The sequence below is a fragment of the Streptomyces sp. NPDC006551 genome (genome assembly GCF_040611675.1).
In the GTDB taxonomy this organism is placed as follows: domain Bacteria; phylum Actinomycetota; class Actinomycetes; order Streptomycetales; family Streptomycetaceae; genus Streptomyces.
On sequence record NZ_JBEXOT010000048.1, the window covers coordinates 1 to 23,653 of the forward strand.

Genomic DNA, 23,653 nt, shown 5'->3' on the forward strand with positions numbered 1-23,653 from the left:
TCCGCGAGGTGCACCTCGCGGAGCACCGGCCACTTCGGTCACTCCGCGCACTCGTCCGTTCGGGTGCCGCGGAACCCGTACGGGGCTTGGCGCGCACCGTAGAGTGGGGCGCATTGCCATGGCCTCGACTCCCAGTTGGACTGATGAACTACAACACGAAGAGCCGTATCGCCGCCGTGCTGGCGGTACCCGCCCTGCTGTTCACCGCCGCCTGCGGATCCGACTCGGACGCGCAGACAGGCAACGTGGCCAAGGTCACGGGGAAGTTCGGGTCCGCGCCCGAGATCTCCATCCCGAAGGACGCGGAGCCCGCGGACAAGACGGTGATCGAGACCGTCTCGGAAGGTGACGGGGCGACGGTCAAGAAGGGCGACTTCGTCCGGCTGGACTGGACCGTCGAGAAGTGGAAGGGCGCCGAGGCGCTCGGGGGCACCTGGACCCAGCAGACTCCCGGCGCCAAGGGACCGCGCCGCCAGGCCGTGGAGCGCGTCGGCCAGCCGAGCCAGCAGCTGCCCGAGAAGATCCTCGACGCCGTCGTGGACCGCAAGGCCGGCAGCCGCGTCCTCGTGCAGGGCACGGCGGGCGACCTGATCGGGCAGACCCTGAACCCCCAGTCCGGCCTCACCGCGGAGGACTCCCTGGTCTGGGTCATCGACGTGGTCGGAGCCGCCTCCGTGGACTCCAAGGCCGAGGCCAAGGGGCAGCAGGCGGCGACCGCGCCGGGGATGCCCGAGGTGAAGGCCCCGTCGCAGGCCGCTGCCACGATCACCGTCCCGAAGGGTGAGAAGGCCCCCACCGCGCTGAAGGAGCAGGTGCTCATCAAGGGCACCGGGCCCAAGGTCGAGGCGGGTCAGGGCCTGATCGCCCAGTACACCGGCGTGAAGTGGGAGGACGGCAAGAAGTTCGACTCCTCCTGGGACCACGGCGGCGCCACCGCCTTCCAGATCGGCTCCGGTTCCGTCGTGGAGGGCTGGGACAAGGGCCTGGTCGGCAAGAACGTCGGCGACCGGGTGCTGCTGGTGATCCCGCCGTCCCTCGGCTACGGCGCCAACCCGTCCAGCGAGCTGGCGAAGAACACGCTGGTCTTCTCGGTCGACATCCTGGGCACGGTCTGACCGCCCATCTGTGAGACTGTCCCAGTTGTACGCAACGCTACAAGGAGCACACTGCAGTGAGCATCGAGAAGCCTGAGGTCGACTTCCCGGGCGGCGAGCCGCCGAAGGACCTGGAGATCAAGGACATCTGGGAGGGTGACGGCCCGGAGGCCAAGGCCGGAGCCACCGTCTCCGTCCACTACGTGGGCGTCTCCTTCTCCACCGGCGAGGAGTTCGACTCCTCGTGGAACCGTGGCACCCCGCTGCAGTTCCAGCTCGGTGTCGGCCAGGTCATCGCCGGCTGGGACCAGGGCGTGCAGGGCATGAAGGTCGGCGGCCGCCGCCAGCTGATCATCCCCGCCCACCTCGCCTATGGCGACCGCGGCGCCGGCGGCAAGATCGCCCCGGGCGAGACCCTGATCTTCGTCTGCGACCTGGTCGCGGTCTGATCGGACCCGAAGTGACCGGTTCCTGACCAGGAAACGATCACCACGAGGGCCCATGCCGTCCGGCATGGGCCCTCGGCTTTTGCCGCGACACCCCGGGGCGGTACGGTCGGAGGTCTGAGAAGTCAATCCGGCAGAAGAGGTGCAGGGCGTCGATGGCGATTGCCAAGGCCGAGCGGCTGATGAATCTGGCGCTGTGCCTGCTCGGAACCCGCCGCCCGCTGAGCAAGCGTGAGCTCCGCGGCTCCATCGAGGCCTACCTCGACGCGGGCGGAGAAGACGCCTTCAACCGGATGTTCGAGCGTGACAAGGACGATCTGCGCGAACTCGGTCTGGTCATCGAGACCGTCGAGAACCTCGAGGGCGAGACCGGCTATCTCGCGCGCCGCGACTCCAACCGCCTCCCGCCGATCACCCTCGACGCCGAGGAGGCCGCAGCGCTCGGCCTGGCCGCCAAGGTGTGGCAGCAGGCCCGTCTCGCCGGGGCCGCCAGCGGCGCCCTCCAGAAGCTCCGCGCCGCCGGCATGCCCGAGGCGGAGGACTCGTACGACATCCAGCACAGCGCTCTCGAACCGCGCATCCCGGTCCACGAGGCCGCCTTCGAGCCCCTGATGCTGGCCTGCCGCGACCGGCGGCCCGTCGTCTTCGACTACCGCAAGGCCACCGCCGCCCGCCCCGAGACCCGCCAGGTCGAACCGTGGACGCTGGAGTGCTGGCGCGGCCACTGGTACCTGGCCGGCTGGGACCGCGACCGTGGCGCCGAGCGCGTCTTCCGCCTCTCCCGTATCACCGGCAAGGTGCGCTCCCGGGCCGGCGCCTTCACCGCGCCCGTGCCCGACGTCGTCACCGTCCGGGAGACCGTCGAGAGCTGGGCGGGCGAGACCGCCACCCGCTCCGCCCGGATCCGGCTGCGCGCCGGCTGCGGCTACCCGCTGCGGGCGCGCGCCCAGTCCGTACGGGAAGGCGCGGACGGCTGGGACGAGCTGGAGATCCCGTACGGGCACGGCCTCGATGCCTGGCTCGTCGAGTTCGGCCCCGATGTCGTCGTACTGGAACCCGCGGACCTGCGGGCCGATGTGGTGGACCGGCTGCGCGCCGTGGCCAAGGGCTGAAGGGGAGACGTACGGCATGGCCGCGAACGCGATCGACCAGACGAGGCGGATGCTCTCCCTCGTCACCTACCTGCGGGAACGCCCCGGCGCTCATGTCGCCGACGTGGCTCGCGCCTTCGGGATCAGCGAGGACGAGCTGATCTCCGACCTCGATGTGCTGCCCATGTGCGGCACGAGCTTCCGAGGCGGTGATCTGCTCGACATCGACACCGACGGCGACCGGATCTGGTGGCACAACCCGGACGATGTCGCGGAGCCGCTGCGGCTGGCGGCCGACGAGGCCACCGCGCTGCTGGTCGCCGCGCGTGCCGTCGCCACCCTGCCCGGACTGCGCGAGAGCGACCGTGAGGCACTGCTGCGGGCCACCGCCAAGCTGGAGGCCGCGGCGGGGGAGGCCGCCGGCGCCAGCTCCCGGCTCTCGGTGACGTTCGAGTCCGAGGGCGGGGTCTTCGCGGAGGTCGACCGGGCGATCTCCGAACGCCGGCGGCTGTGGGTGCGCTACTACTCGCCCGCGCGGGACGAGCTGACCGAGCGGGAGGTCGACCCGATCCGGCTGTTCGCCGTGGGCCACACCTACATGGAGGCCTGGTGCCGGCTCTCCGAGGCGCGCCGCACGTTCCGGCTCGACCGGGTCGCCGAGATCCGGATCCTCGACGAGCACGCGGCACCGCCGGAGATCGAGCTGCGTGATCTCTCCGAGGGGCTGGTCCAGCCGTCCGCGGAGGATCCGGAGGTCGTGGTCGAGGTCGGTCCCGGCGGCCGGTGGGTGGCCGAGTACTACCCGCACGACCGGGCCGAGGAGCTCGCCGACGGAGGGCTGCGGATCACGCTGCGGACACCCGTTCCCGCCTCGCTCCGCCGTCTCGCACTGCGGCTGGGCAGCGACGGGCGGATCGTCTCCCCGCCCGAGCTCGCCGACAGCGCGCGGGAGGCCGCGACCGCCGCACTGGCCGCCTACGACGGCGTGGGGTGACCCCCCGCCTTCGGAGCGGGAGGGCGGGCGGAGGTCAGGGGAATGTGACGTTCCCCGCGCAGTCGACGCTGTTGCTTGTGTGAGCCGACGGACGCGCGAGAGCGCGGGAGTCGAGAGAGATGAGGGAAATGTCCGTGATGCACGGAATGACAGCGTCGATCGCACCGGTCCTCTTCAAGGCCGCCTGCCCCGACTGCCGCTCTCGCTGCGAACTCTCCGCGAGCGCCCTGCGCCTCGCGATCGGGGCCAGCCGCCGCACCACCTTCTACTCCTTCACCTGCCCCGAGTGCGGCAGCACCGTCCGTAAACCCGCCGGCGAGCGGATCATCGAACTCCTCACCGGCGGCGGCGTACGCACTCTGCGCCTGCACTCCACCGTCTGACGCTCCGACAGCTCCGCGGGTCCGGCGCAGCGTCTAGGCTCGGCACATGTTCTGGCCCATGCTCGCCATCGCTCTCGGATTCCTCGGCATCGCCGTCCTCGGCGTCCTCGGCATCAAGGTCTTCGTCGAAGCCCAGCGGCTCGGCCGCCAAGTGGCCCGCACCACCGAGCGCATCACCAGCGCCGCCGAGGAGCTGGAGAAGGCGGCCGGCGACCTGACCCGCACGGGCGGGGCGCTGCGCTAGCGCGGTCTCCTCCCGCGCGCCACCGCGGGGTACGCTGCTGAATGCGGCGCGGACGGAGGGGCGCCGGCCGCAAACGGGTGTATGCACAGGGATTGCCCTGCGTTTACTCGTGCGCGTTACGATCGCTGACGGTCGGGGTTCGGACACCAGTCCGGGCGGCGGCCATCAGCCCGCCCCAAGCCGCATCGGTGAGAAGGAAGACCACGCTTATGTTCCGTCAGATCGGTCCCCTCGAGATCAGCCTGATCCTCCTCGTCATCGTGCTGCTCTTCGGTGCCAAGAAGCTCCCGGAGATGGCGCGCTCGCTGGGCAAGTCGGCCCGCATTCTGAAGAGCGAGGCCAAGGCGATGAAGTCGGAGGGCCAGCAGCCCGCCCCCGCCGACCCGCCGGCCGAAGGCGCCACGGCCGCCCAGCGCACCATCAAGGCCGCCCCGGGCGACGTCACCAGCGCCCGGCCCGTCACCGAGACGTCGGACACCACTCAGCGCTGACCACGCTCGACCCCCAAGGCCGTCCCAAGGCGGCCTGCCGCACGAGATGAGGACGTGGGTTGCTCAAGTCTGCCCGCACTAAGCAGGAGAAGGATCCCGAGGGGCGGATGCCGCTCGTGGAGCACCTGCGCGAACTGCGCAACCGGGTCGCCAAGGCGATGCTGGCGGTCATCGTGGCCTCGGTCGTGGCCGCGTTCTTCAGCCAGCAGCTGATGGACTTCCTCTCTTCGCCGGTACCGAAGTGCCCGCCCGGCACCTCGATCGCGGACAACACCGGCGGGCGCTGCGTCATCATCGCGTACCAGACCATGCTGTCGCCGTTCACCTCGACCGTGAAGGTGATCATGCTGGCGGGCGTCGTCGCCTCCTCGCCGGTCTGGCTGTACCAGCTCTGGGCGTTCGTCGCGCCCGGTCTCCACAAGAGCGAGAAGCGGTACACGTACCTCTTCGCCAGCGTCGCCGTGCCGCTCTTCGTCGCCGGCGCCTACATCGCGTACCTGATCATGCCGGTCAGTGTGAAGGTCCTCATCAGCATCACGCCGGACGTCGCCTCGAACTTCCTCTCCCTCGACGACGTGCTGGACTTCACCACCCGGATGGTGCTCGTCTTCGGCATCGCCTTCGAGTTGCCGCTGCTGCTCATCATGCTGAACTTCGCCGGCGTCGTCACCGGCAAGCGGATGGCCGGCTGGTGGCGCGCCGTGATCATGGGCATCTTCGTCTTCGGCGCCATCGCCACCCCCTCCACGGACCCGCTCGGCATGATCGCCCTTTCCGGGCCGATCATCGTCCTGTACTTCATCGCCGTCGGCATCTCCCTCCTCAACGACCGGCGCCGCCGCCGCAACGACCCCGACGCCGAGCTCGACGACGACGAGGCGTCCGCGCTCGACCACACGCCCGAGGCCGTCGCAGCCGTCGAACCGGTCAGCGCCACGGCCGCCCTGCCCGAGCAGGCCACCGGCGCACCGGACGGCGCCCGCGCCCTCCGGCCGGGCGGTTACGACGACATCACCTGATCTTGTAGGGTCCCCCCAGACTCCGTCCGGGGGGACACCCATGACCAGCGAGATCACCCTGTTCGTCAATCCCACCGCCGGACGCGGCCGGGGAGCGCACGCCGCGCAGCCGGCCGCCCGCGCGCTCAGGGACGCCGGCTTCTCGGTCCGTACCGTTCTCGGATCCGGCCCCGACGACGCCCTGCGCCGCGCCCGTGAGGCCGTCGACGACGGAACCGGAGCCCTCGTCGCCGTCGGCGGCGACGGCATGATCTCGCTCGCCCTCCAGGCCGTGGCCGGCACCCGTACGCCCCTCGGTGTCGTCGCCGTCGGCACCGGGAACGACTTCGCCCGCTCCCTCGGACTGCCCGTACGCGACCCCGCGGCCGCCGGCCGGCTCGCCGGCGAACTGCTCAAAGGGGCGGGCGGACGCGACATCGACCTCGGAAAGGCCGGCGACCGCTGGTTCGCCACCGTCCTCGCCTCCGGATTCGACTCCCGCGTCAACGACCGCGGAAACCGGATGAGACTGCCCGCCGGGCGCTTCACGTACGAGCTCGCCATGATCGCCGAACTCGCGGCCTTCCGGCCCATTCCCTACCGCCTCACCCTCGACGACGGTGCGGAACAGCAGATCGAGGCCACCCTCGTCGCCGTCGGCAACGGCACCTCCTACGGCGGTGGGATGCGGATCTGCGCCGACGCCCGCATGGACGACGGACTCTTCGACGTCACCGTCGTCGGCGACTGCAGCCGCACCACCCTGATCAAGGTCTTCCCCCGCGTCTACCGCGGCACCCACCTCGACCACCCCAAGGTCACCGTCCACCGGGTGCGCTCGCTCACCCTCGACGCCCCGGGAACCACCGGCTACGCCGACGGCGAGCCCCTCGGTCCCCTGCCCCTCACCGCGCGTTGCGTGCCCGCCGCCCTGCGTGTCCTCGCACCGCCGCCCGCCCACTGAGAACAGCCGGTCATTAAAGATCGCGTCACTGTCAGAGGTGGCGGGTAGGCTCGACAACAAGATGACAGAGGACCTCACACCAGCCGAAGCGTACGCAGCTGCCCGGGCCCGCAACGCCGAGCAGGCCACCGCGCTGGCCCCCTTCCGCGAGATGTACGAGTTCGGTCTCGACCCCTTCCAGATCGAGGCCTGCCAGGCCCTCGAAGCGGGCAAGGGCGTGCTCGTCGCGGCGCCCACGGGCTCGGGCAAGACCATCGTCGGCGAGTTCGCCGTCCACCTCGCCCTCCTCCAAGGGCGCAAATGCTTCTACACGACACCCATCAAGGCGCTGTCGAACCAGAAGTACGCTGACCTGGTCAAGCGTTACGGCCCCGGGAAGGTCGGCCTCCTCACCGGCGACAACAGTGTCAACGGCGACGCCCCGATCATCGTCATGACCACCGAAGTCCTCCGCAACATGCTCTACGCGGGGTCCCAGGCTCTGTCCGGCCTGGGGTATGTCGTCATGGACGAGGTCCACTATCTCTCCGACCGCTTCCGCGGCGCCGTCTGGGAAGAGGTGATCATCCACCTCCCGGAATCGGTGACACTCGTCTCACTCTCCGCGACCGTCTCCAACGCCGAGGAATTCGGCGACTGGCTCGACACCGTCCGCGGCGACACCGAGGTGATCGTCTCCGAGAGCCGCCCCGTGCCCCTCTGGCAGCACGTCCTCGCCGGCCGCCGGATGTACGACCTCTTCGAGGAGGAGACCGACCACGGCGGCCGCGGCGCCTCCCGCCGCGAGGTCAACCCCGATCTGCTCCGCCTCGCCCACACCGAGAACTCCCGCACGTACAACCCGCGCGACCGGCGCCGCGGCAAGATGATCCGCGAGGCCGACCGCGAGCGCGAGCGCCGCCAGCGCTCCCGCATCTGGACGCCCGGACGGCCCGAAGTCATCGAACGGCTCGACGCCGAAGGGCTCCTGCCCGCCATCACCTTCATCTTCAGCCGCGCCGGCTGCGAAGCCGCCGTCCAGCAGTGCCTCTACGCCGGACTGCGGCTCAACGACGACGAGGCCCGCGGGCGCGTCCGCGAGATCGTCGAGGAGCGCACCGCCTCCATCCCCACCGAAGACCTCAACGTCCTCGGCTACTACGAATGGCTGGAAGCCCTGGAACGCGGCATCGCCGCGCACCACGCCGGCATGCTCCCGACCTTCAAGGAAGTCGTCGAAGAGCTCTTCGTCCGCGGCCTCGTCAAAGCCGTCTTCGCCACCGAGACCCTCGCCCTCGGCATCAACATGCCGGCCCGGTCCGTCGTCCTGGAAAAACTCGTCAAGTGGAACGGCGAACAGCACGCCGACATCACCCCCGGCGAGTACACCCAGCTCACCGGTCGCGCCGGCCGCCGAGGCATCGACATCGAAGGCCACGCCGTCGTCCTCTGGCAGCGCGGCCTCGACCCCGGCCACCTCGCCGGACTCGCCGGCACCCGCACGTACCCGCTGCGCTCCAGCTTCAAGCCGTCCTACAACATGGCCGTCAACCTCGTCGACCAGTTCGGACGGCACCGTTCCCGCGAACTCCTCGAGACGTCCTTCGCGCAGTTCCAGGCCGACCGGTCCGTCGTCGGCATCTCCCGCCAGGTGCAGAAGAACGAAGAAGGCCTGACGGGCTACCGCGAAGGCATGACCTGCCACCTCGGAGACTTCGAGGAGTACGCACGGCTGCGCCGTGAACTGAAGGACCGCGAGACCGAACTGGCCAAGCAGGGCGCCGCACAGCGCCGCGCCCAGGCCGCCGCCTCTCTGGAGCGGCTCAAGGCCGGCGACGTCATCCACGTCCCCACCGGCAAGTTCGCCGGACTCGCCCTCGTCCTCGACCCCGGCATCCCCGCGGGACGGACCAACGGCCACCGCGGCTTCGAACACCACGACGGGCCGCGTCCTCTCGTCCTCACCGCAGAACGGCAGGTCAAGCGGCTCGCGTCGATCGACTTCCCGATCCCGGTGGAAGCACTGGAACGCATGAGGATCCCCAAGTCCTTCAACCCGCGCTCCCCGCAGTCCCGTCGCGACCTCGCCTCCGCCCTGCGCACCAAGGCGGGGCACATCAACCCCGAGCGGCAGCGCAAGCAGCGCTCCGCCGCCGCCGACGACCGCGAGATCGCCCGTCTCCGCAGCGAGCTCCGCGCCCACCCCTGCCACGGCTGTGACGAGCGCGAGGACCACGCCCGTTGGGCCGAGCGCTACCACCGCCTCCAGCGCGACACCCGCCAGCTGGAACGGCGCATCGAAGGCCGTACGAACACCATCGCGCGCACCTTCGACCGGATCGTCGCCCTCCTCACCGAACTCGACTACCTCCGCGGTGACGACGTCACCGACAACGGCAAGCGGCTCGCCCGGCTCTACGGCGAACTCGACCTGCTCGCCAGCGAATGCCTCCGCGAAGGTGTCTGGGAAGGCCTCAACCCGGCCGAACTCGCCGCCTGCGTCTCGGCGTTGGTGTACGAAGCACGGCAGGCCGACGACGCCGTACCGCCGAAGCTGCCCACCGGCAAAGCCAAGGCCGCACTCGGCGAGATGGTGCGGATCTGGGGGCGGCTCGACGCCCTGGAAGAGGACTTCAAGATCAACCAGGCGGAGGGGGTCGGACAGCGGGAGCCCGACCTCGGGTTCGCCTGGGCCGCCCACCAGTGGGCCTCCGACAGGGGACTCGACGAGGTCCTGCGCGAGGCCGAGATGCCCGCCGGCGACTTCGTCCGCTGGTGCAAGCAGGTCATCGACGTCCTCGGGCAGATCGCCGCGGCGGCGCCCAAGGAGAACAGCACGGTCGCCAAGAACGCGCGCAAGGCCGTGGACGCACTCCTGAGAGGCGTCGTCGCCTACAGCTCCGTCGGCTGACGGCGCATGTGACGACAGCGCGGACAGGGGCCCGTGGTCGACACCACGGGCCCCTTCGTCTTGTCCACAGGTGGTTGTCCACAGGGGTGGCGGAGTGTCGTACCTCTCCGATTCCATGGAGTCACACACCGGGCAACACCGCTGGGGGGAAACGCGCGTGACCACGCAAGCCCGTCCGACCACCGTCGAGAGCGTAGCTGCCGGACCGAAGATCGTGCCGGGACCCCGAGGCGTACCGCTGCTGGGGAATCTGCCGGAGTTCGGCAAGGACCCCCTGGCCTTCTTCGAGCGCCTCCGTGCACGCGGAGACCTCGTGGGTTGGCGATTCGGCCGCAGCCCCGCCCTCTTCATCGCCCACCCCGACGCCATCGGTGAACTCCTCACGGAAGTCGAGCGGACCTTCGACCAGCCCGACCTCGGCATCGCCTTCCGCACCCTCCTCGGCAACGGCGTGGTCGTCGCCAAGGGCGCCGACTGGCGCCGCAAGCGCTCCCTCGTCCAGCCCTCCGTCCGGCCCCGACAAGTGCGCTCCTACGCCGCCACGATGGCCGAATGCGCCGTCGCCCTCGCCGACCGCTGGACCGACGGGCAGCGCGTCGACATCAAGAGGGAAATGGCCGCCCTCACCCAACTCATCGCCGTCCGCACCATCTTCGGCGCCGACACGGCCGCCGACGCCGAGGCCATCGGACGCGCGATGGATGTCGCACAGAAGGAGATCGGCGCCGAGTTCAGCGGCATCGGAGCCCTCCTCCCGGATTGGGTGCCCACCCCCGGCCGCGCTCGCGTCAAACGCGCCACCGCCGTCATCGACACCGAAGTCGCCCGGGTCCTCGCCCGCCACCGCGACGGCGACACCGAACGGCCCGATCTCCTCAGCCGCCTCCTCGCCGCCCGGGACGAGACCGGCGCCCCTCTCTCCGACCGGGAGATCCGCGACGAGACCGTCACCCTCTACATCGGCGGGCACGAGACCACCAGCTCCACCCTCGTCTGGGCCTGGTACCTCCTCTCGCACCATCCACGGGTCCGCGACGCGCTCGCCGAAGAGCTCGACCGACTCCTCGGCGACCACGAGCCAGGCTTCGACGACTACGCCCGACTGACCTACACGCAGGCCGTCGTCAAGGAGACCCTGCGGCTCTACCCCACCATCTGGCTCATCACCGGGATCGCCAAGGACGGCGCCAGCCTCGGCGGGACACCGATACCCCGAGGCACACGCGTCTGGAGCAGCCAGTGGGCCACCCATCGCGACGGCCGCTGGTTCACCGACCCGGAGGAGTTCCGCCCCGAGCGCTGGCACACGGTCGACGGCGCCGAGGGCGAACCGTCCGAGCAGATACCCGAGTACGCCTGGTTCCCCTTCGGCGGCGGCCCCCGCGTCTGTCTCGGCACCCGGTTCGCGATGGTCGAAGCCGTCCTCGTCCTCGCCGTCCTGGCCCGCCGCTTCACGCTCGCGGTCGACCCGGGCGAGATACGGCCCGTGCCCAGCCTGACCCTTCAGCCGGACCGCGAGGTCCTCGCCACGGTGAGAACCCGCCCGGCCCAGCAGGCCACGGACGCAGGGTAGGCACGTCGGCGACTCGAGCCGGCCCCAGGCTCCCGCCCGGTCGGTCGTATGCGCTCAGCTTCCGGCCAGCGTCGCCGCGAGGTCCCGCAGGTCGTCCGCGCTCAGCACGCGGCCGCCGAAGCCCGGCAGCGGGACGTGGAGAGGGTCCGTCCAGCGGGATGGGATGGCGGCGGAGCCGTGGACGGCACCGGCGAGGAGACCGGTGACCGCCGCCACCGTGTCCGTGTCACCGCCCAGATCGATCGCCGCCGCCAGCGCCGCCTCGAACGACGTGGTGGTGCGCAGGGCCCAGACCGCCGAGGCGAGGCAGGGCCAGACGGCTCCGTTGAACTCCGTGGCGTCGTCCGGGTGCCAGTGGGGAGCGAGGACGGTGGACCAGCGGTCGCGGTGCGCCGGGTGGACCGCGGCGAGGGCGGCGGGGAGAGCGGTGAGAGGGTCGTCGCCGAGGAGGGCGACGCGGACCAGTTCATGGAGGACGGCCGTACCCTCCCACGCGGCTCCGTCGCCATGGGTGAGAGCGGCGATCCGCCGGGCCGCGCTCATCGTGACCTCGCGGCCGGCGGCGGCGAAGTACACGGCGGAGGTTGAGGCCCGCATCAAGGAACCGTTGCCCGCCGCTCGGCCGTTGACCTGGAAGTGGAGGGCGGCCGCCGTGTCCCAGGGATCGCCGCTCATGAGAACGTCCTCGGTCTGGAGGCCGATGTCCTTGGGTTCGGCCACCGCCCACCTGCGGAAGCGGCCGAAGATGTCCGGAAGGTCGAGGCCGCCCCGCTCGATGAGCGACTCGCCGACCAGGACGGCCATCTGCGTGTCGTCCGTGGCCTCGCCCGGGTCCCAGCCCCCGCCTCCGCACATCGTGCCCACGCCGTCGGGGAAGCGCTCCCGGAAGACCCCCGGCAGGCCGAACTCGAAGGGCGCGCCCAGCGCGTCGCCCACGGCGGAGCCCAGTACGGCTCCGACGGCCCGATCGGTCGTTGGCATCCGGTCAGCTTAGAGCGACCGGCACAGGGACGTCGGCGGATGCGTCGGGTCATGGGGCGGGTCGACCGGAGCGGTCGACGGACCCGCGGATGGACTTCTTGACCTCAAGCGCGGTTGAGTTTCTACGGTCGTCGACGACGAAAGGAGTCGACCGTGACGACACTGGTGACGGGTGCCACCGGGAACACCGGGCGGCACATTGTGGCGGAACTGGTCCGCCGAGGAGAGCGAGTTCGGGCGCTGACGCGGGATCCGGACGCGGCCGCGGGGAGGTTTCCGGCAGGGGTGGAGGTGGTGGGCGGTACGCACACCGCACCGGAGACGTTGGGTGCCGCCCTCGATGGCGTCAGTCGCTTGCACATCACGGTGACGGCGGGCCTCGCCGAGGTCGGTCCCGCGTTGGTACGGCGGGCGGTCGACGCGGGCGTGCGGCGCATCACCGTTCTGTGGGGCGGTGGCGTGGGGCCGGTCGAGCAGGCCGTGGCGGGCTCGGGTGTGGAGTGGACGCGTCTGGAGCCGCAGGAGTTCATGTCCAACACGTTGACCTGGATCGAATCGATTCAGACCGAGGGGATCGTGCGCGAGCCGTACGACTTTCCCAGCGCTCTCGTCCATGAGGCCGACATAGCGGCGGTGGCGGCGGTCGCGCTCCTCGACGACGGCCATGCGGGGCGCGCCTACAACCTCACCGGGCCCGAAGCGCTGACCCCGCGCGAACGGATCGCGATCCTGTCCCGGGCGATCCGTCGGGACATCGCCTTCTCCTCGATCACGCACGAACAGGCCGTCGAGAGGCTGATGGCCACCGGTGTGTCCCGCGAGGACGCCGACTACGTCATCGGCTGGTACGCCGCCGGCGGCGATGACTCCTTGACCGTCGTCGACACCGTCGAAAAGGTGACCGGCCGCCCGGCGCGCACGTTCGCGCAGTGGGCGGCCGAGCACGCGGAACGCTTCCAGGCCCCCCGTGTCATGGCCGGCTAGAGCTGGGGTTTCGCGGCCGTACGGCGCGCGTAACGGGCGGGGGCGGGGCGGTTGGGTGGCCGCCGCCCTCGCTCTCGGCCCCTCGGGGGTTCGTCACGCCGCGGTGTCCGGCGAGGGGTGAACTCCGCGCGCTGCCAGGGGAGATGGCTTCCTCGTGGCGCGCAGCGCGAGGAACAGGAGGAGTCCGACGGGTGAGAGGAGAATCGTCAGCACCAGCAGCGGGCCCATCAACAGCGGTGAGAAGCCGAGCCGGCGCGCCTCCCGGTACATCCATTGGCCGAGCAGCAGGTCCCAGGCGATGACCTGGGCCCAGATCGCCCCGGCCCCGTTCGCCAGCGCCGTCAGATCCCGGAAGGTGTCGATGTCCGGACTGCTGACCGCGGTCCACAGTTCCGGGAAGACAGGGATCGCCATCGCCAGATAGACCGCCAGGATCGGTACGACGGTCAGCGGTGAGGCCGCGATCCGCTCGGTGCCCCGCCATCCCGGCGCGGAGATCATCAGCAACCAGACGGGGGCGGCGAGGAGGAAGGACAGTTCGAAGAGGAAGCCGGTCATGCCGCGAACTCCTGGTCGGTGCGGGAAGGTGCGGTGCGTGACGGGGTGCGCAAGGCCGCTCCGGTGGCCGCCGCCGCGAGGAGCGCGAGGGCGCCCGCCGCCATGAGAGTGGTGGCATCAGGGTCGAGGAGGGCCTGGCCGCGCAATGCCTGCCAGGTGAGGAGGGCGAACACCGCCGCGTACGCACCCGAGGCCGCGAGCGTCAGCCGCAGTCGCACGCGCTCGTCGCGCAGGCGGGCGAAGCGCGGGGCGAGCGCCACCAGAACGAGCAGGAGCAGGGGGATCGCCTGGAGGGCGTGCATGCCGAAGAAGTGGGCGATGCGCAGATCGCCGCCGGTCGAGGACCAGCCGGTCACCGCCATCGACGGGCCGCCGTCCGGGACGCCGACGCTGTGTGCGCCGACGATCCCGGCGTCGTCGCCCGCCGCGAGTTGCTCGGGGGTGGGCCGGACCATCAGGAAGCCCACGGCCGCGCCGGCGAGGGCGATCAGGGAGCTGAGGCGTACGGACCAGGCGGTGGCGCGGTCGAGGATCCGGGCCCGCAGAAGCAGCACCGCGATGGCGAGGGCGGCGAGCCAGAGGACGACGACGGTGATGCCCATCGCCTGGAAGACGGCCGCGTCGAAGGGCGTCTCGTTGTTGAAGTGGCTCTGCCTGCCGCGGATCACCTGCCCGACGATGAGCACCATCTCGACCGCGCTCGCCCCGGCCACCACGGTGCCCGCCCACCAGGCGGCCCGGCGGGCGCGGGGGAGGAGGGAGATCATCCAGGCCAGCGTCATGCAGTACGCGACGAAGGACACCGCGAACTTGAACGGCTTGTACCAGATGGGCGCGCCGACGAGGACGCGGTCGTCGAGGAGCAGGCCGCCGGCCGAGACCAGGGCGGTTAATGCCATCGCGGCGGAGAACCAGACCAGTGGTCGGTGGAGTTCGCGGATCCGCGGCATCGATGAGGACATGGGTAACCCCCGGGTTTATGGATAGTGGCACTCGCCGCTATCTGATAGCGCCACTATCTATGATGGAGGGGTAGGCCGGCAAGGCCTGAGAGACGGTGGAAAGGTGAACGCGACTGTGCGTATCGGAGAGTTGAGCCGCAGCACCGGCGTGTCGGTGGCGACGATCAAGTACTACGTACGGGAAGGGCTGCTGCCGGCCGGTCGGTTGACCAGCCCCAACCAGGCGTCGTACGACGAGACGCACGAGCGGCGCCTGCGGCTGATCCGGGCGCTCCTGGACGTGGGCGGGCTCTCGGTCGCGGGGATCCGCGAGGTCGTCGAGGCGATCGACGACACGGAACGGCCGGTGCACAAAGTGCTGGGGGCGGCGGCGGACCGGATGGTGCCGCGCTATGCCGAAGAGCCGGGCGAAGGCGTCGTGAGGGCCCGGAAGTCGGTGGCCGAGCTGGTCGAGCGGCGCGGCTGGCGGACGCGTCCGGACAGCCCGGCGGGGGAGGCGCTGGCGGTGGCGCTGGCGACGCTGGAGGAGGTCGGCCACGGCGGGTTCGCGGAGGTGCTGGACGCGTACGCGGAAGTGGCGGAACGGGTGGCGCGGACGGACCTGGAGTACGTGGCGCGGAATGTGCAGCGGGAGGAGCTGGTGGAGAGCGTGGTGGTGGGGACGGTGCTGGGGGACGCGATGTTCGCGGCGCTACGGAGGCTGGCGCACGTGGACGCGTCGGACCGGGTCTTCGGCGAAGAGGTGTGACGGGGGGCGGGGCCGGCCGTCCGCGGGGCGGCCAGGGTGCGGGCCTCGTGCCTACTGGAAGTCCGGGGGCGCACGGGCGGGGCCCTGAGCGCCGGGGCCCAGGGCGGCCCAGGGTCCCGAGGCGGTCCTGGTCCCTCCGGACGGCGGGACCGCCCCGGCAGGACAGGGCCCGGGGCGGTCCCGACCCCTGGAGGGTCCGGGCCCCGGCAAACCAAGGCCCCGGTCCTCCGGTCGACCGGGTGCGGGGCCCCGAACCCTCCGGACGCCCAGGCCCCAAGGGCCCTGCCCTCCGGTAACCCAGGCCCCAAGGCCCTGCCCTCCGGCAGCCCAGGCCCCAAGGCCCTGCCCTCCGGTAACCCAGGCCCCAGGGGCCCTGCCCCGCCCGCGCCCGGCGCCGCCTACGACTCCTGTTCCCGCTCCACCTGGTCGTTCCATTCGCGCTTGATCGCGCGCCAGGCCTCGTCCGTCTTGCCCAGGCGCCAGTAGCCCGAGATCGAGAGCCGCTCACGCGGGATGCCCCGGTCCAGGCGCAGGTGGCGGCGGAGTTCCTTGACGAAGCCCGCCTCGCCGTGGACGAAGGCCTGGACGTCGCCCGCCGGGAAGTCCAGGCCGCGCACCGCCTCCAGCAGGGCCTCGCCCGTCGCCCGGTCGCCCCGGTGGAGCCAGGTCACCTCCACGCCCGCCGCCGTCGCCAGCTTCTGCTCCTCCGCGGCGTCCGCGATCTCCAGGAACGCGTGCACGGCCGCGCCCTCGGGCAGCCGCTCCAGCGCCACCGCGATCGCCGGCAGCGCGCTCTCGTCGCCCACCAGAAGGTGCCAGTCGGCAGCCGGATCCGGCGCGTAACCGCCCCCCGGCCCCAGGAAGCGGATCGTCTCGCCGGCCTGGGCCCGAGCCGCCCACGGACCGGCCAGGCCTTCGTCGCCGTGGACCACGAAGTCGATGGTCAGCTCGCGGTGGACCGGGTCCCAGTTCCGTACCGTGTACGTACGGTTGGTGGGCCACTGGTCGCGCGGGAACTCCTCGCGGATCCGGTCCATGTCGAACGGCTCCGGGTAGCTCACGCCCTCGGGGGCGAAGAGCAGCTTCACGTAGTGGTCGGTGTAGTCACCCACCTCGAACGCGTCGAGCCCGTTCCCGCCCAGCACCACCCGCACCATGTGCGGAGTGATCCGCTCCGTGCGCACCACCTGTGCCTCGTGGGCCTTCGGTCCCTTGCGCGCCGGCTGCTCTGCCACGACCGTCTCCCTGGCTTCGTCAACTTAGGTTTACCTAAGCTAGCATCCCGCCGCCCGCCTCGGACAGAAGTCGTCGTAGGCCGTCGTCAGCGCTCCAGCACCGACAGCAGTCGGCCCACCGCACCGCCCAGCCCCCACCGTGCCACCAGTGCCTGCAGCGCCTCCGGGTCCCGCGGCCCGCTCGGCAGGGCGGGGTCGAAGTCCGGCAGCGGTACGTCCCCCGCGACCCGGACGACGGTCGGGGCCACGTCGAGATAGGCCGCAGCGTCCACGATCCCGCGCCGCTTCGCCGGCGTCAGCTTCGACGTACGGTCGACAGCGGCAGCGCGGACGCCCGCCAGGTCGCCGTACTCGGTGATCAGCTGCGCGGCCGTCTTCTCGCCGATGCCCTTCACCCCGGGCAGCCCATCGCTGGCGTCGCCGCGCAGCGCCGCGAAATCGGCGTACTGGTCGGGCCGTACCCCGTACTTCGTACGGATCAGCTCCGCGTCGACCAGATCGCAGTCGCCGACGCCCTTGCGCGGGTACAGCACCCGCACGCCGCGCTCGTCGTCGACGAGCTGGAAGAGGTCGCGGTCGCCCGTGACGATGTCCACCGGGCCCTTCGCCCGCCCCGCCAGCGTCCCGATGACGTCGTCCGCCTCGTAGCCGGCGGCGCCGACCCGGGCGATGCCCAGGGCGTCCAGAACGTCCTCGATCACCGGCACCTGGGGTGAGAGCGTGTCGGGGATCTCCTCCTCGTCCGGACCGGTCTCCGTCACCACCGCCACCCGGTGCGCCTTGTACGACGGGATCAGATCCACCCGCCACTGCGGCCGCCAGTCGGCGTCCCAGCAGGCCACCAGCTCGTCGGGGCGGTGGTCCTGGACGAGCCGGGCGACGAAGTCGAGCAACCCGCGCACGGCGTTGACCGGGGCGCCGTCGGGGGCCCGGACCGAGTCCGGCACGCCGAAGTAGGCACGGAAGTAGAGGGAGGCGGTGTCGAGAAGCATCAGGCGTGGCGTCACACCCCGATCATGCCGCACCCCACCGACACCCCGCCCGACCGACGACCAACCCGTCGACACCCCACCCGTCGACACCCCACCCGTCGGCACCGCACTCGACCGACGACTCACCCCACCGACACCCCGCCCGTCGACACCCCACCCGTCGACACCCCACCCGTCGACACCGCACTCGACCGACGACTCACCCCACCGACACCCCGCCCGACCGACGCCCCACCCGTCGACACCGCACTCGACCGACGGCCCACCCACCGACACGGCGGCCGACCGACGCCCCCACCGACATCCCTCGCTCGACGGCTCGCCCCTCCCGTGGCCCGCCCGACCCGACCGGCAACTCCCGACGGCCCACCCCTTCTTCGTGACCCACGTCACCTTTGTGTTTGCCGCGTAAAGCCCGGGGCAGGGGCGCGCCCGGAGCGGACCCTGTACGGGATTCAACGAACGGATCACCGTGCTCAGGGAGACGCGGGCCGAAACCGCCCCGCTCCACGGCCCGGCTGCGGGGGTGGCGGGCCGTTTTCGTTTCGATGCGTGAGGTGTATGTGTCCAGGCTCCAGGCCGACCACCTGTACAAAGTGTTCGGCAGACGACCCGAGGAATCCGTCAAGAAGCTCGCCGACGGCGCGGACCGCGACGAGCTCCGCGCCGACGGCACGACGGCGGCGGTCATCGACGCGTCCTTCACCGTCGAGCCCGGCCAGATCTTCGTCGTGATGGGTCTCTCCGGATCCGGCAAGTCCACACTTCTGCGCATGCTCAACGGACTGCTCGAGCCCACCGCGGGCCGCGTCCTCTTCGACGGCAAGGACCTCACAGCGCTGAGCCCCCGCGATCTGCGCACCGTACGGTCCACCAAGATCAGCATGGTCTTCCAGCACTTCGCGCTCTTCCCGCACCGCAGTGTGCTGGAGAACGCCGCCTACGGCCTGGAGGTCCAGGGCGTCCCGCGCGCCGAGCGCCACGCGCGCGCCGCCGAGGCCCTCGAGCTCTGCGGTCTGGCCGGCTGGGAGAAGTCCTGGCCCGACGAGCTCTCCGGCGGCATGCAGCAGCGCGTCGGCCTGGCCCGCGCACTCGCCACCGACGCCGACCTGCTCCTCATGGACGAGTCGTTCAGCGCCCTCGACCCGCTGATCCGCCGTGACATGCAGGACCAGCTGCTCGAACTGCAGAAGCGGCTCAAGAAGACCATCGTCTTCATCACCCACGACCTCAACGAGGCGATGCGCCTCGGCGACCGGATCGCGGTGATGCGTGACGGCCGGATCGTCCAGCTCGGCACCGCCGAGGACATCCTGGTCCGCCCCGCCGACGACTACGTCACCTCCTTCATCCAGGACGTCGACCGCTCCCGCGTGCTCACGGCCGGCGCCGTGATGACCGCGCCCGAGCATCCGGCGCCGGACGCCTGCGGCTGCGAGACCGTCGGCCCCGACACCCTCGTGGCCGACCTGTGCGCCGTCAGCGCCCGCGTCCCGCACCCCGTCGCCGTCAAGGACACCGACGGCACCGTGCTCGGAGTCGTACCGCAGTCCCGTCTGATCGGCTTCATCGGCGACGAACAGAGGCCCCCCTTCGCCTGCGACGCCCCGGGTACCGACACCAAGGAGGTGGCCTCCCATGCCTAGGCTCCCCCTCGGCAACTGGGTCGACAGCGGCGTCGACTGGCTCCAGGCCCAGCTCTCCTGGCTCTTCGACGCCGTGAGTACCGGCGTCACCGGTCTCTACGACGGGATCGACGCGGTCCTCTCCGCGCCCGAGCCCCTGCTCTTCGCCGGCATCCTCGCCGTCGTCGCCTGGTGGCTGCGCGGCCTGACCGCCGGTCTGCTCGCCTTCGCCGGCTTCGCGCTCGTGGACTCCATCGAGCTGTGGGACGACGCCATGTCGACCCTCTCCCTGGTCCTCGTCGCCACCCTCGTCACGCTGGTGATCGCCATCCCGCTCGGCATCTGGGCGGCCCGTTCCAAGACCGTCAGCGCCGTGCTGCGCCCGGTCCTGGACTTCATGCAGACCATGCCGGCGATGGTCTACCTCATCCCCGGCATCATCTTCTTCGGCGTCGGCGTGGTCCCCGGCATCATCGCCACCATCGTCTTCGCCCTGCCGCCGGGCGTCCGGATGACCGAGCTCGGCATCCGTCAGGTCGACGGCGAACTCGTCGAGGCCGCCGAGGCGTTCGGCACGACCCCGCGGGCCACCCTGCTGCGCGTGCAGCTGCCGCTCGCGCTTCCCACGATCATGGCCGGCATCAACCAGGTGATCATGCTGGGCCTGTCGATGGTCGTCATCGCCGGCATGGTCGGCGGCGGCGGGCTCGGCGGCGCGGTCTACCGTGCCATCGGCAACGTCGACATCGGGCTCGGCTTCGAGGCGGGCATCTCCATCGTCATCCTCGCCATGTACCTGGACCGGATCACCGGTGCGCTGGGCCGTCAGGTCTCGCCGCTCGGCCGCCGGGCGCTCGCCAAGGCGCGCGCCGCGGTCTCGGCCCGCGCCGGGGCCAAGATCTGGGGCCACCGCCCGCAGCCCGTCACCGCGCTCGTCGGTGTCGTCGTCCTCGCGCTCGTGGCGGGCGGCATGGGCTTCCTCGGCGCCGGCAAGCAGGCCGACACCACCGCCTCCGACGGCCGGAACACCGGTCACGGCAAGAAGATCAGCCTGGGTTACATCCCCTGGGACGAGGGGATCGCCTCCACCTTCCTCTGGAAGGAACTCCTGGAACGACGCGGCTACGAGGTCGACACCAAGCAGCTGGAAGCCGGCGCCCTCTACACCGGCCTCGCCGGCGGCCAGATCGACTTCCAGACCGACGCCTGGCTGCCGGTCACCCACGCCCAGTACTGGGAGAAGTACCGGAACAAGCTGGAGGACCTGGGCTCCTGGTACGGACCCACCTCCCTGGAGCTCTCCGTACCGTCGTACATGAAGGACGTCGACTCCCTCGACGACCTCAAGGGCAAGGCCGGACAGTTCAAGGGCCGGATCGTCGGCATCGAGCCGAGCGCCGGAATGATGGGCATCCTCAAGGACAAGGTCCTCGACGACTACGGACTGAAGGGCGAGTACAAGGTCCTCGACGGCTCGACGCCCGGCATGCTCTCCGAGCTGAAGCGCGCGTACGACAAGAAGGAACCGGTCGTCGTCACGCTCTGGTCGCCGCACTGGGCGTACTCCACCTACGACCTGAAGAAGCTCAAGGACCCGAAGGGCAGCTGGGGCAAGGGCGACGGCGTCCACACGCTCGCCCGCAAGGGCTTCACCGCCGACAACCCCGAGATCGGCGCCTGGCTGAAGAACTTCGAGCTGACCGAGAAGCAGCTCACCGATCTCGAAGCCGTCATCCAGGAGACCGGCAAGGGCAAGGAGCAGGACGCGGTCCGCGCCTGGCTGGAGAAGAACCCCGGCCTCGCCGAGAAGCTGACCCCGCAGTAAGGGTCCCAGCCGAGGGGATCCCAGCCGAGGGATTTTGACTCCTGTCCGAAAAGGGGTGGTCGCCGAACGTGTTCGGCGGCCACCCCTTTTCGCCACGACGCGAAACCCCGCCCCAAAGCTGCGTAAGGTGCAGGTAACCGACCAGTACGCGGCACGAGGAACGAGGGAGGGAGCCGGCATGGACGACAAGGACAAGGAATCACCGCGCGTGGGCGTGGCCGTCAAGAGGCGGCGCAGAGCGCTCCAGCTCACCCTCGCCGTCGTCGCCTCCCGCAGCGGGCTGTCCGTCCCCTTCCTCAGCCAGATCGAGAACGAGCGGGCCCGCCCCAGCACGCGCTCGCTCCAGCTCGTCGCCGAGGCCCTGGACACCACGGCCGGCGAACTCCTCGCCGCCGCCGAGTCCGCCCGCACCGTCGAGGTCGTCCGGGCCGGCGAGGCACCGGACGACATGCCCCCCGGGGTACGCCCCCTGGTGCGGGGCCGGCACCAGCTGCACGCCCTGGAGTTCACCGGCGAGCAGGACGCCGGACGCGAATTCCTGCACCGCAACGACGAGTTGCTGTACGTCGCCGAAGGCTCCGCCGAGGTCGAGGCCGAAGGGCGCGCCTACCGTCTCGCACGCGGCGACACGCTCCACCTCTCCGGAGGCGTACGGCACCGGTGGCGCTGCACCGAGCCCGGCACCCGCCTCCTCGTCGTCGCCGTCGCCGAGCACATCGAGGCCAGCGACGTATGAGCCCGGCGGCCCGTGTCGTCTCGCTGGTCCCCTCGCTGACGGAGGCCGTCGCCGTCACCGCCCCCGGGCTTCTCGTCGGCGCCACCGACTGGTGCACGCACCCGCCCGCGCTCGACGCCGTACGGATCGGGGGCACGAAGAACCCCGACGTCCCCGCGATCACCGCCCTGCGCCCCGACCTCGTCATCGCCAACGAGGAGGAGAACCGCGCCCCCGACCTGGCCGCCCTGCGCGCCGCCGGCCTCGACGTCCTGGTCACCGAGGTCCGCACGCTCGACCAGGCGTTCACCGAGCTCGACCGGGTGCTGCGGGCCTGCGGTGTGGCCGCGCGACCCCGCTGGCTGGACGAGGCGGAGCGGGCGTGGGCCGCCATGGAGCCGGCCGCACCGCCGCGGACCGCCGTCGTGCCGATCTGGCGCCGCCCCTGGATGGTCCTCGGCCACGACACCTTCGCCGGCGACCTGCTCGCCCGGCTCGGCGTCGACCACCTGTACGCCGATCACGCCGAGCGCTATCCGCGCGTCCCGCTCGACGAGCTCCGGGCGGCCGGAGCCGACCTCGTCGTCCTGCCCGACGAGCCCTACCGCTTCACGCCCGACGACGGGCCCGAAGCCTTCCCCGGAACGCCCGCCGCGCTCGTCAGCGGGCGCCATCTCACCTGGTACGGGCCGTCACTGGCCGAGGCGCCCGCCGTGCTGGGCCGGGTGCTGCGAGCAGCGCGCCGCTGACCAGCCCCCGTACGGTGTGGCAGCCGGCCACCAGCCAGGCCGCGACCAGGAATCCGTACAGGCCGACCGCCAGCCAGCGGAAGACGTCGAGCCCGGTGTGCAGCGCGAGCCCCTCCGCGCCCGTCACACACGTACCGACCGGGAAGGTGAACGCCCACCAGGTCATCGCGAAACCCATGCCCTGGCGCCGGGCCCGCAGCACCATCGCCCCCGCGAGGGCCAGCCACAGCAGTGCGAAGCCCATCACCGGCACGCCGTACAGGACGGCGAACGCGGCGAATCCCAGCGCGTACGGAGCGGGCAGCACGCCCGGGGCGGCGTCGGCGAACTTGTTCGCGGCGGTGGTCGACTGGCCCAGTGGACCGAGGACCAGGAACAGGGTCGGGGTGAGCGCGAGCGGCAGCGGACCGCCCGTGACCAGGCGGCCGAAGATCAGCGGAAGCATCACGAGGGTCGCGAGCAGGCTGATGCCGAACATGGCGTAGCAGGCGATCAACAGCGTCTGCTGAGCCTGTCCGCCGGGCAGATGCGGCAGGAGCAGCGGGCCGAGCGCGGCGGAGACCATCGGCGCCACGACGGGCAGCAGCCACACCGGAGAGGCGCCCTCGACCCGGTGACGCACCACCATGAGGTACGGGATCGCCACCGCGGCCGCCAGGCCGATGACCGTGCCGGCGGTGAACAGGACGGTGTCGATCGCGACGGCCGCCGGGAGCCCGATCCAGTCCTTGCCGACGAGCATCGTGCCGCCGCCGACCGCGAGCAGGGCCATCGACAGGCAGCCGTAGAACGGGGCCACGGCCGGGTCCATCAGATGCTCCCGGGCCCGGTCGCGATGGTGGACCCAGTGCAGGGCGCGGGCCGTGAGCAGTGCCAGGAGCAGGGCGAGGGAGAGCGCCCAGACGGCCGCGCAGGCGACGCGGAGCCCCGGGACGGCCACGGGGAGGGTCGCTCCGGCGGTGGCGACGATGGCGGTGCCCATCACGCAGGCGTACCAGTTGGGACCGAGGTGGCGGACCGCGGCCGCCCGCACGCCGGGGGTGGTGGCGAGGGGGGCCGGGCGGGAAGGTGCGAGGGTTGCCATGGCCCCACCGTCGTCCCACCGGACCGG

23 protein-coding genes are annotated in these 23,653 nt (G+C 71.3%); 17 read left to right on the forward strand and 6 right to left on the reverse strand.

The features are described from left to right. The first annotated feature begins 143 nt into the window (after window positions 1-143). From ABZY12_RS29420 to ABZY12_RS29470, 11 genes are all read left to right on the forward strand, one after another. On the forward strand, window positions 144-1,115 hold the full coding sequence (locus tag ABZY12_RS29420) for an FKBP-type peptidyl-prolyl cis-trans isomerase (RefSeq protein ID WP_356895581.1): 972 nt from the start codon (window positions 144-146) through the stop codon (window positions 1,113-1,115). A 56-nt stretch (window positions 1,116-1,171) separates the two neighbouring features. Beyond that, complete coding sequence (locus ABZY12_RS29425) at window positions 1,172-1,543, forward strand: FKBP-type peptidyl-prolyl cis-trans isomerase (protein ID WP_356895583.1); 372 nt, start codon at window positions 1,172-1,174, stop codon at window positions 1,541-1,543. Between the two features lie 152 nt (window positions 1,544-1,695). Continuing rightward, window positions 1,696-2,652, forward strand: coding sequence for a WYL domain-containing protein (locus tag ABZY12_RS29430; RefSeq protein WP_356895585.1), 957 nt, complete (start codon window positions 1,696-1,698; stop codon window positions 2,650-2,652). 16 nt (window positions 2,653-2,668) lie between these two features. Next, window positions 2,669-3,625, forward strand: a complete 957-nt coding sequence (locus tag ABZY12_RS29435) for a WYL domain-containing protein (RefSeq protein WP_356895587.1) — start codon at window positions 2,669-2,671, stop codon at window positions 3,623-3,625. Between the two features lie 119 nt (window positions 3,626-3,744). Further along, on the forward strand, window positions 3,745-4,008 hold the full coding sequence (locus ABZY12_RS29440) for a hypothetical protein (RefSeq protein WP_356895589.1): 264 nt from the start codon (window positions 3,745-3,747) through the stop codon (window positions 4,006-4,008). 46 nt (window positions 4,009-4,054) lie between these two features. Further along, the gene (locus ABZY12_RS29445) at window positions 4,055-4,252 is read left to right on the forward strand and encodes a hypothetical protein (RefSeq protein WP_356895591.1); all 198 of its coding nucleotides are present in this window, start codon (window positions 4,055-4,057) and stop codon (window positions 4,250-4,252) included. 209 nt (window positions 4,253-4,461) lie between these two features. Then, the gene (gene tatA / locus ABZY12_RS29450; protein ID WP_356895593.1) at window positions 4,462-4,743 is read left to right on the forward strand and encodes a Sec-independent protein translocase subunit TatA; all 282 of its coding nucleotides are present in this window, start codon (window positions 4,462-4,464) and stop codon (window positions 4,741-4,743) included. Between the two features lie 107 nt (window positions 4,744-4,850). Further along, window positions 4,851-5,762 carry a twin-arginine translocase subunit TatC gene (gene tatC, locus ABZY12_RS29455; protein WP_356895654.1) on the forward strand — a complete coding sequence of 304 codons (912 nt, stop codon included), beginning with the start codon at window positions 4,851-4,853 and terminating at the stop codon, window positions 5,760-5,762. A gap of 40 nt (window positions 5,763-5,802) precedes the next feature. Continuing rightward, entirely contained in the window at window positions 5,803-6,705 is a 903-nt protein-coding gene (locus ABZY12_RS29460) for a diacylglycerol kinase (protein ID WP_356895595.1), read from the forward strand. Window positions 6,706-6,766: 61 nt separating this feature from the next. After that, entirely contained in the window at window positions 6,767-9,595 is a 2,829-nt protein-coding gene (locus ABZY12_RS29465; RefSeq protein WP_356895597.1) for a DEAD/DEAH box helicase, read from the forward strand. Window positions 9,596-9,752: 157 nt separating this feature from the next. Beyond that, on the forward strand, window positions 9,753-11,168 hold the full coding sequence (locus tag ABZY12_RS29470) for a cytochrome P450 (protein ID WP_356895599.1): 1,416 nt from the start codon (window positions 9,753-9,755) through the stop codon (window positions 11,166-11,168). 54 nt (window positions 11,169-11,222) lie between these two features. On the opposite strand, the gene ABZY12_RS29475 is transcribed toward ABZY12_RS29470, so the two are convergent. Further along, the gene (locus ABZY12_RS29475; protein ID WP_356895601.1) at window positions 11,223-12,149 is read right to left on the reverse strand and encodes an ADP-ribosylglycohydrolase family protein; all 927 of its coding nucleotides are present in this window, start codon (window positions 12,147-12,149) and stop codon (window positions 11,223-11,225) included. Between the two features lie 153 nt (window positions 12,150-12,302). Here ABZY12_RS29475 and ABZY12_RS29480 point away from each other — a divergent pair, with 153 nt between their 5' ends. After that, window positions 12,303-13,133, forward strand: coding sequence for an NmrA family NAD(P)-binding protein (locus ABZY12_RS29480; protein WP_356895603.1), 831 nt, complete (start codon window positions 12,303-12,305; stop codon window positions 13,131-13,133). A gap of 93 nt (window positions 13,134-13,226) precedes the next feature. On the opposite strand, the gene ABZY12_RS29485 is transcribed toward ABZY12_RS29480, so the two are convergent. Both ABZY12_RS29485 and ABZY12_RS29490 read right to left on the reverse strand, forming a co-directional pair. Further along, window positions 13,227-13,691, reverse strand: coding sequence for an ABA4-like family protein (locus tag ABZY12_RS29485; RefSeq protein ID WP_356895605.1), 465 nt, complete (start codon window positions 13,689-13,691; stop codon window positions 13,227-13,229). After that, window positions 13,688-14,590, reverse strand: coding sequence for a hypothetical protein (locus ABZY12_RS29490; protein WP_356895656.1), 903 nt, complete (start codon window positions 14,588-14,590; stop codon window positions 13,688-13,690). The genes ABZY12_RS29485 and ABZY12_RS29490 overlap by 4 nt, the downstream gene beginning before the upstream one ends. Window positions 14,591-14,768: 178 nt before the next feature. Between ABZY12_RS29490 and ABZY12_RS29495 the strand changes: the two genes are divergently transcribed. After that, window positions 14,769-15,401 (forward strand): MerR family transcriptional regulator, encoded by a 633-nt coding sequence (locus ABZY12_RS29495; RefSeq protein WP_356895658.1) that lies wholly within the window; start codon window positions 14,769-14,771, stop codon window positions 15,399-15,401. A gap of 398 nt (window positions 15,402-15,799) precedes the next feature. Here ABZY12_RS29495 and ABZY12_RS29500 read toward each other — a convergent pair whose 3' ends face one another. Beyond that, window positions 15,800-16,636: a siderophore-interacting protein gene (locus tag ABZY12_RS29500; RefSeq protein ID WP_356895607.1), complete on the reverse strand. Its 837-nt coding sequence runs from the start codon at window positions 16,634-16,636 to the stop codon at window positions 15,800-15,802. A gap of 86 nt (window positions 16,637-16,722) precedes the next feature. Further along, complete coding sequence (locus ABZY12_RS29505) at window positions 16,723-17,628, reverse strand: 5'-3' exonuclease (RefSeq protein WP_356895660.1); 906 nt, start codon at window positions 17,626-17,628, stop codon at window positions 16,723-16,725. A gap of 563 nt (window positions 17,629-18,191) precedes the next feature. Between ABZY12_RS29505 and ABZY12_RS29510 the strand changes: the two genes are divergently transcribed. The 4 genes from ABZY12_RS29510 (at window position 18,192) to ABZY12_RS29525 (ending at window position 22,542) form a co-directional block, all read left to right on the forward strand. Further along, window positions 18,192-19,274, forward strand: a complete 1,083-nt coding sequence (locus ABZY12_RS29510; protein ID WP_356895609.1) for a betaine/proline/choline family ABC transporter ATP-binding protein — start codon at window positions 18,192-18,194, stop codon at window positions 19,272-19,274. Further along, window positions 19,267-21,078 (forward strand): ABC transporter permease/substrate binding protein, encoded by a 1,812-nt coding sequence (locus ABZY12_RS29515; protein WP_356895611.1) that lies wholly within the window; start codon window positions 19,267-19,269, stop codon window positions 21,076-21,078. Before ABZY12_RS29510 ends, ABZY12_RS29515 begins: the two co-directional genes overlap by 8 nt. Window positions 21,079-21,256: 178 nt before the next feature. Continuing rightward, window positions 21,257-21,814, forward strand: coding sequence for an XRE family transcriptional regulator (locus ABZY12_RS29520; protein WP_356895613.1), 558 nt, complete (start codon window positions 21,257-21,259; stop codon window positions 21,812-21,814). Further along, window positions 21,811-22,542, forward strand: coding sequence for a helical backbone metal receptor (locus ABZY12_RS29525; RefSeq protein WP_356895615.1), 732 nt, complete (start codon window positions 21,811-21,813; stop codon window positions 22,540-22,542). Before ABZY12_RS29520 ends, ABZY12_RS29525 begins: the two co-directional genes overlap by 4 nt. On the opposite strand, the gene ABZY12_RS29530 is transcribed toward ABZY12_RS29525, so the two are convergent. Then, window positions 22,469-23,626: a TDT family transporter gene (locus tag ABZY12_RS29530; protein WP_356895617.1), complete on the reverse strand. Its 1,158-nt coding sequence runs from the start codon at window positions 23,624-23,626 to the stop codon at window positions 22,469-22,471. The genes ABZY12_RS29525 and ABZY12_RS29530 overlap by 74 nt on opposite strands. Between the last annotated feature and the right edge of the window lie 27 nt (window positions 23,627-23,653).

Excerpts from the sequence above, each read along its gene's own strand:
- ABZY12_RS29525 (WP_356895615.1), top strand. The coding sequence starts at position 21,811 with ATGAGCCCGGCGGCCCGTGTCGTCTCGCTGGTCCCCTCGCTGACGGAG.
- tatA (WP_356895593.1), top strand. The coding sequence starts at position 4,462 with ATGTTCCGTCAGATCGGTCCCCTCGAGATCAGCCTGATCCTCCTCGTC.
- ABZY12_RS29420 (WP_356895581.1), top strand. The coding sequence starts at position 144 with ATGAACTACAACACGAAGAGCCGTATCGCCGCCGTGCTGGCGGTACCC.
- ABZY12_RS29430 (WP_356895585.1), top strand. The coding sequence starts at position 1,696 with ATGGCGATTGCCAAGGCCGAGCGGCTGATGAATCTGGCGCTGTGCCTG.
- tatC (WP_356895654.1), top strand. The coding sequence starts at position 4,851 with ATGCCGCTCGTGGAGCACCTGCGCGAACTGCGCAACCGGGTCGCCAAG.
- ABZY12_RS29465 (WP_356895597.1), top strand. The coding sequence starts at position 6,767 with ATGACAGAGGACCTCACACCAGCCGAAGCGTACGCAGCTGCCCGGGCC.
- ABZY12_RS29475 (WP_356895601.1), bottom strand. The coding sequence starts at position 12,149 with ATGCCAACGACCGATCGGGCCGTCGGAGCCGTACTGGGCTCCGCCGTG.
- ABZY12_RS29515 (WP_356895611.1), top strand. The coding sequence starts at position 19,267 with ATGCCTAGGCTCCCCCTCGGCAACTGGGTCGACAGCGGCGTCGACTGG.
- ABZY12_RS29435 (WP_356895587.1), top strand. The coding sequence starts at position 2,669 with ATGGCCGCGAACGCGATCGACCAGACGAGGCGGATGCTCTCCCTCGTC.
- ABZY12_RS29520 (WP_356895613.1), top strand. The coding sequence starts at position 21,257 with ATGGACGACAAGGACAAGGAATCACCGCGCGTGGGCGTGGCCGTCAAG.
- ABZY12_RS29440 (WP_356895589.1), top strand. The coding sequence starts at position 3,745 with ATGAGGGAAATGTCCGTGATGCACGGAATGACAGCGTCGATCGCACCG.
- ABZY12_RS29505 (WP_356895660.1), bottom strand. The coding sequence starts at position 17,628 with ATGCTTCTCGACACCGCCTCCCTCTACTTCCGTGCCTACTTCGGCGTG.
- ABZY12_RS29490 (WP_356895656.1), bottom strand. The coding sequence starts at position 14,590 with ATGGCATTAACCGCCCTGGTCTCGGCCGGCGGCCTGCTCCTCGACGAC.
- ABZY12_RS29485 (WP_356895605.1), bottom strand. The coding sequence starts at position 13,691 with ATGACCGGCTTCCTCTTCGAACTGTCCTTCCTCCTCGCCGCCCCCGTC.
- ABZY12_RS29445 (WP_356895591.1), top strand. The coding sequence starts at position 4,055 with ATGTTCTGGCCCATGCTCGCCATCGCTCTCGGATTCCTCGGCATCGCC.
- ABZY12_RS29530 (WP_356895617.1), bottom strand. The coding sequence starts at position 23,626 with ATGGCAACCCTCGCACCTTCCCGCCCGGCCCCCCTCGCCACCACCCCC.
- ABZY12_RS29460 (WP_356895595.1), top strand. The coding sequence starts at position 5,803 with ATGACCAGCGAGATCACCCTGTTCGTCAATCCCACCGCCGGACGCGGC.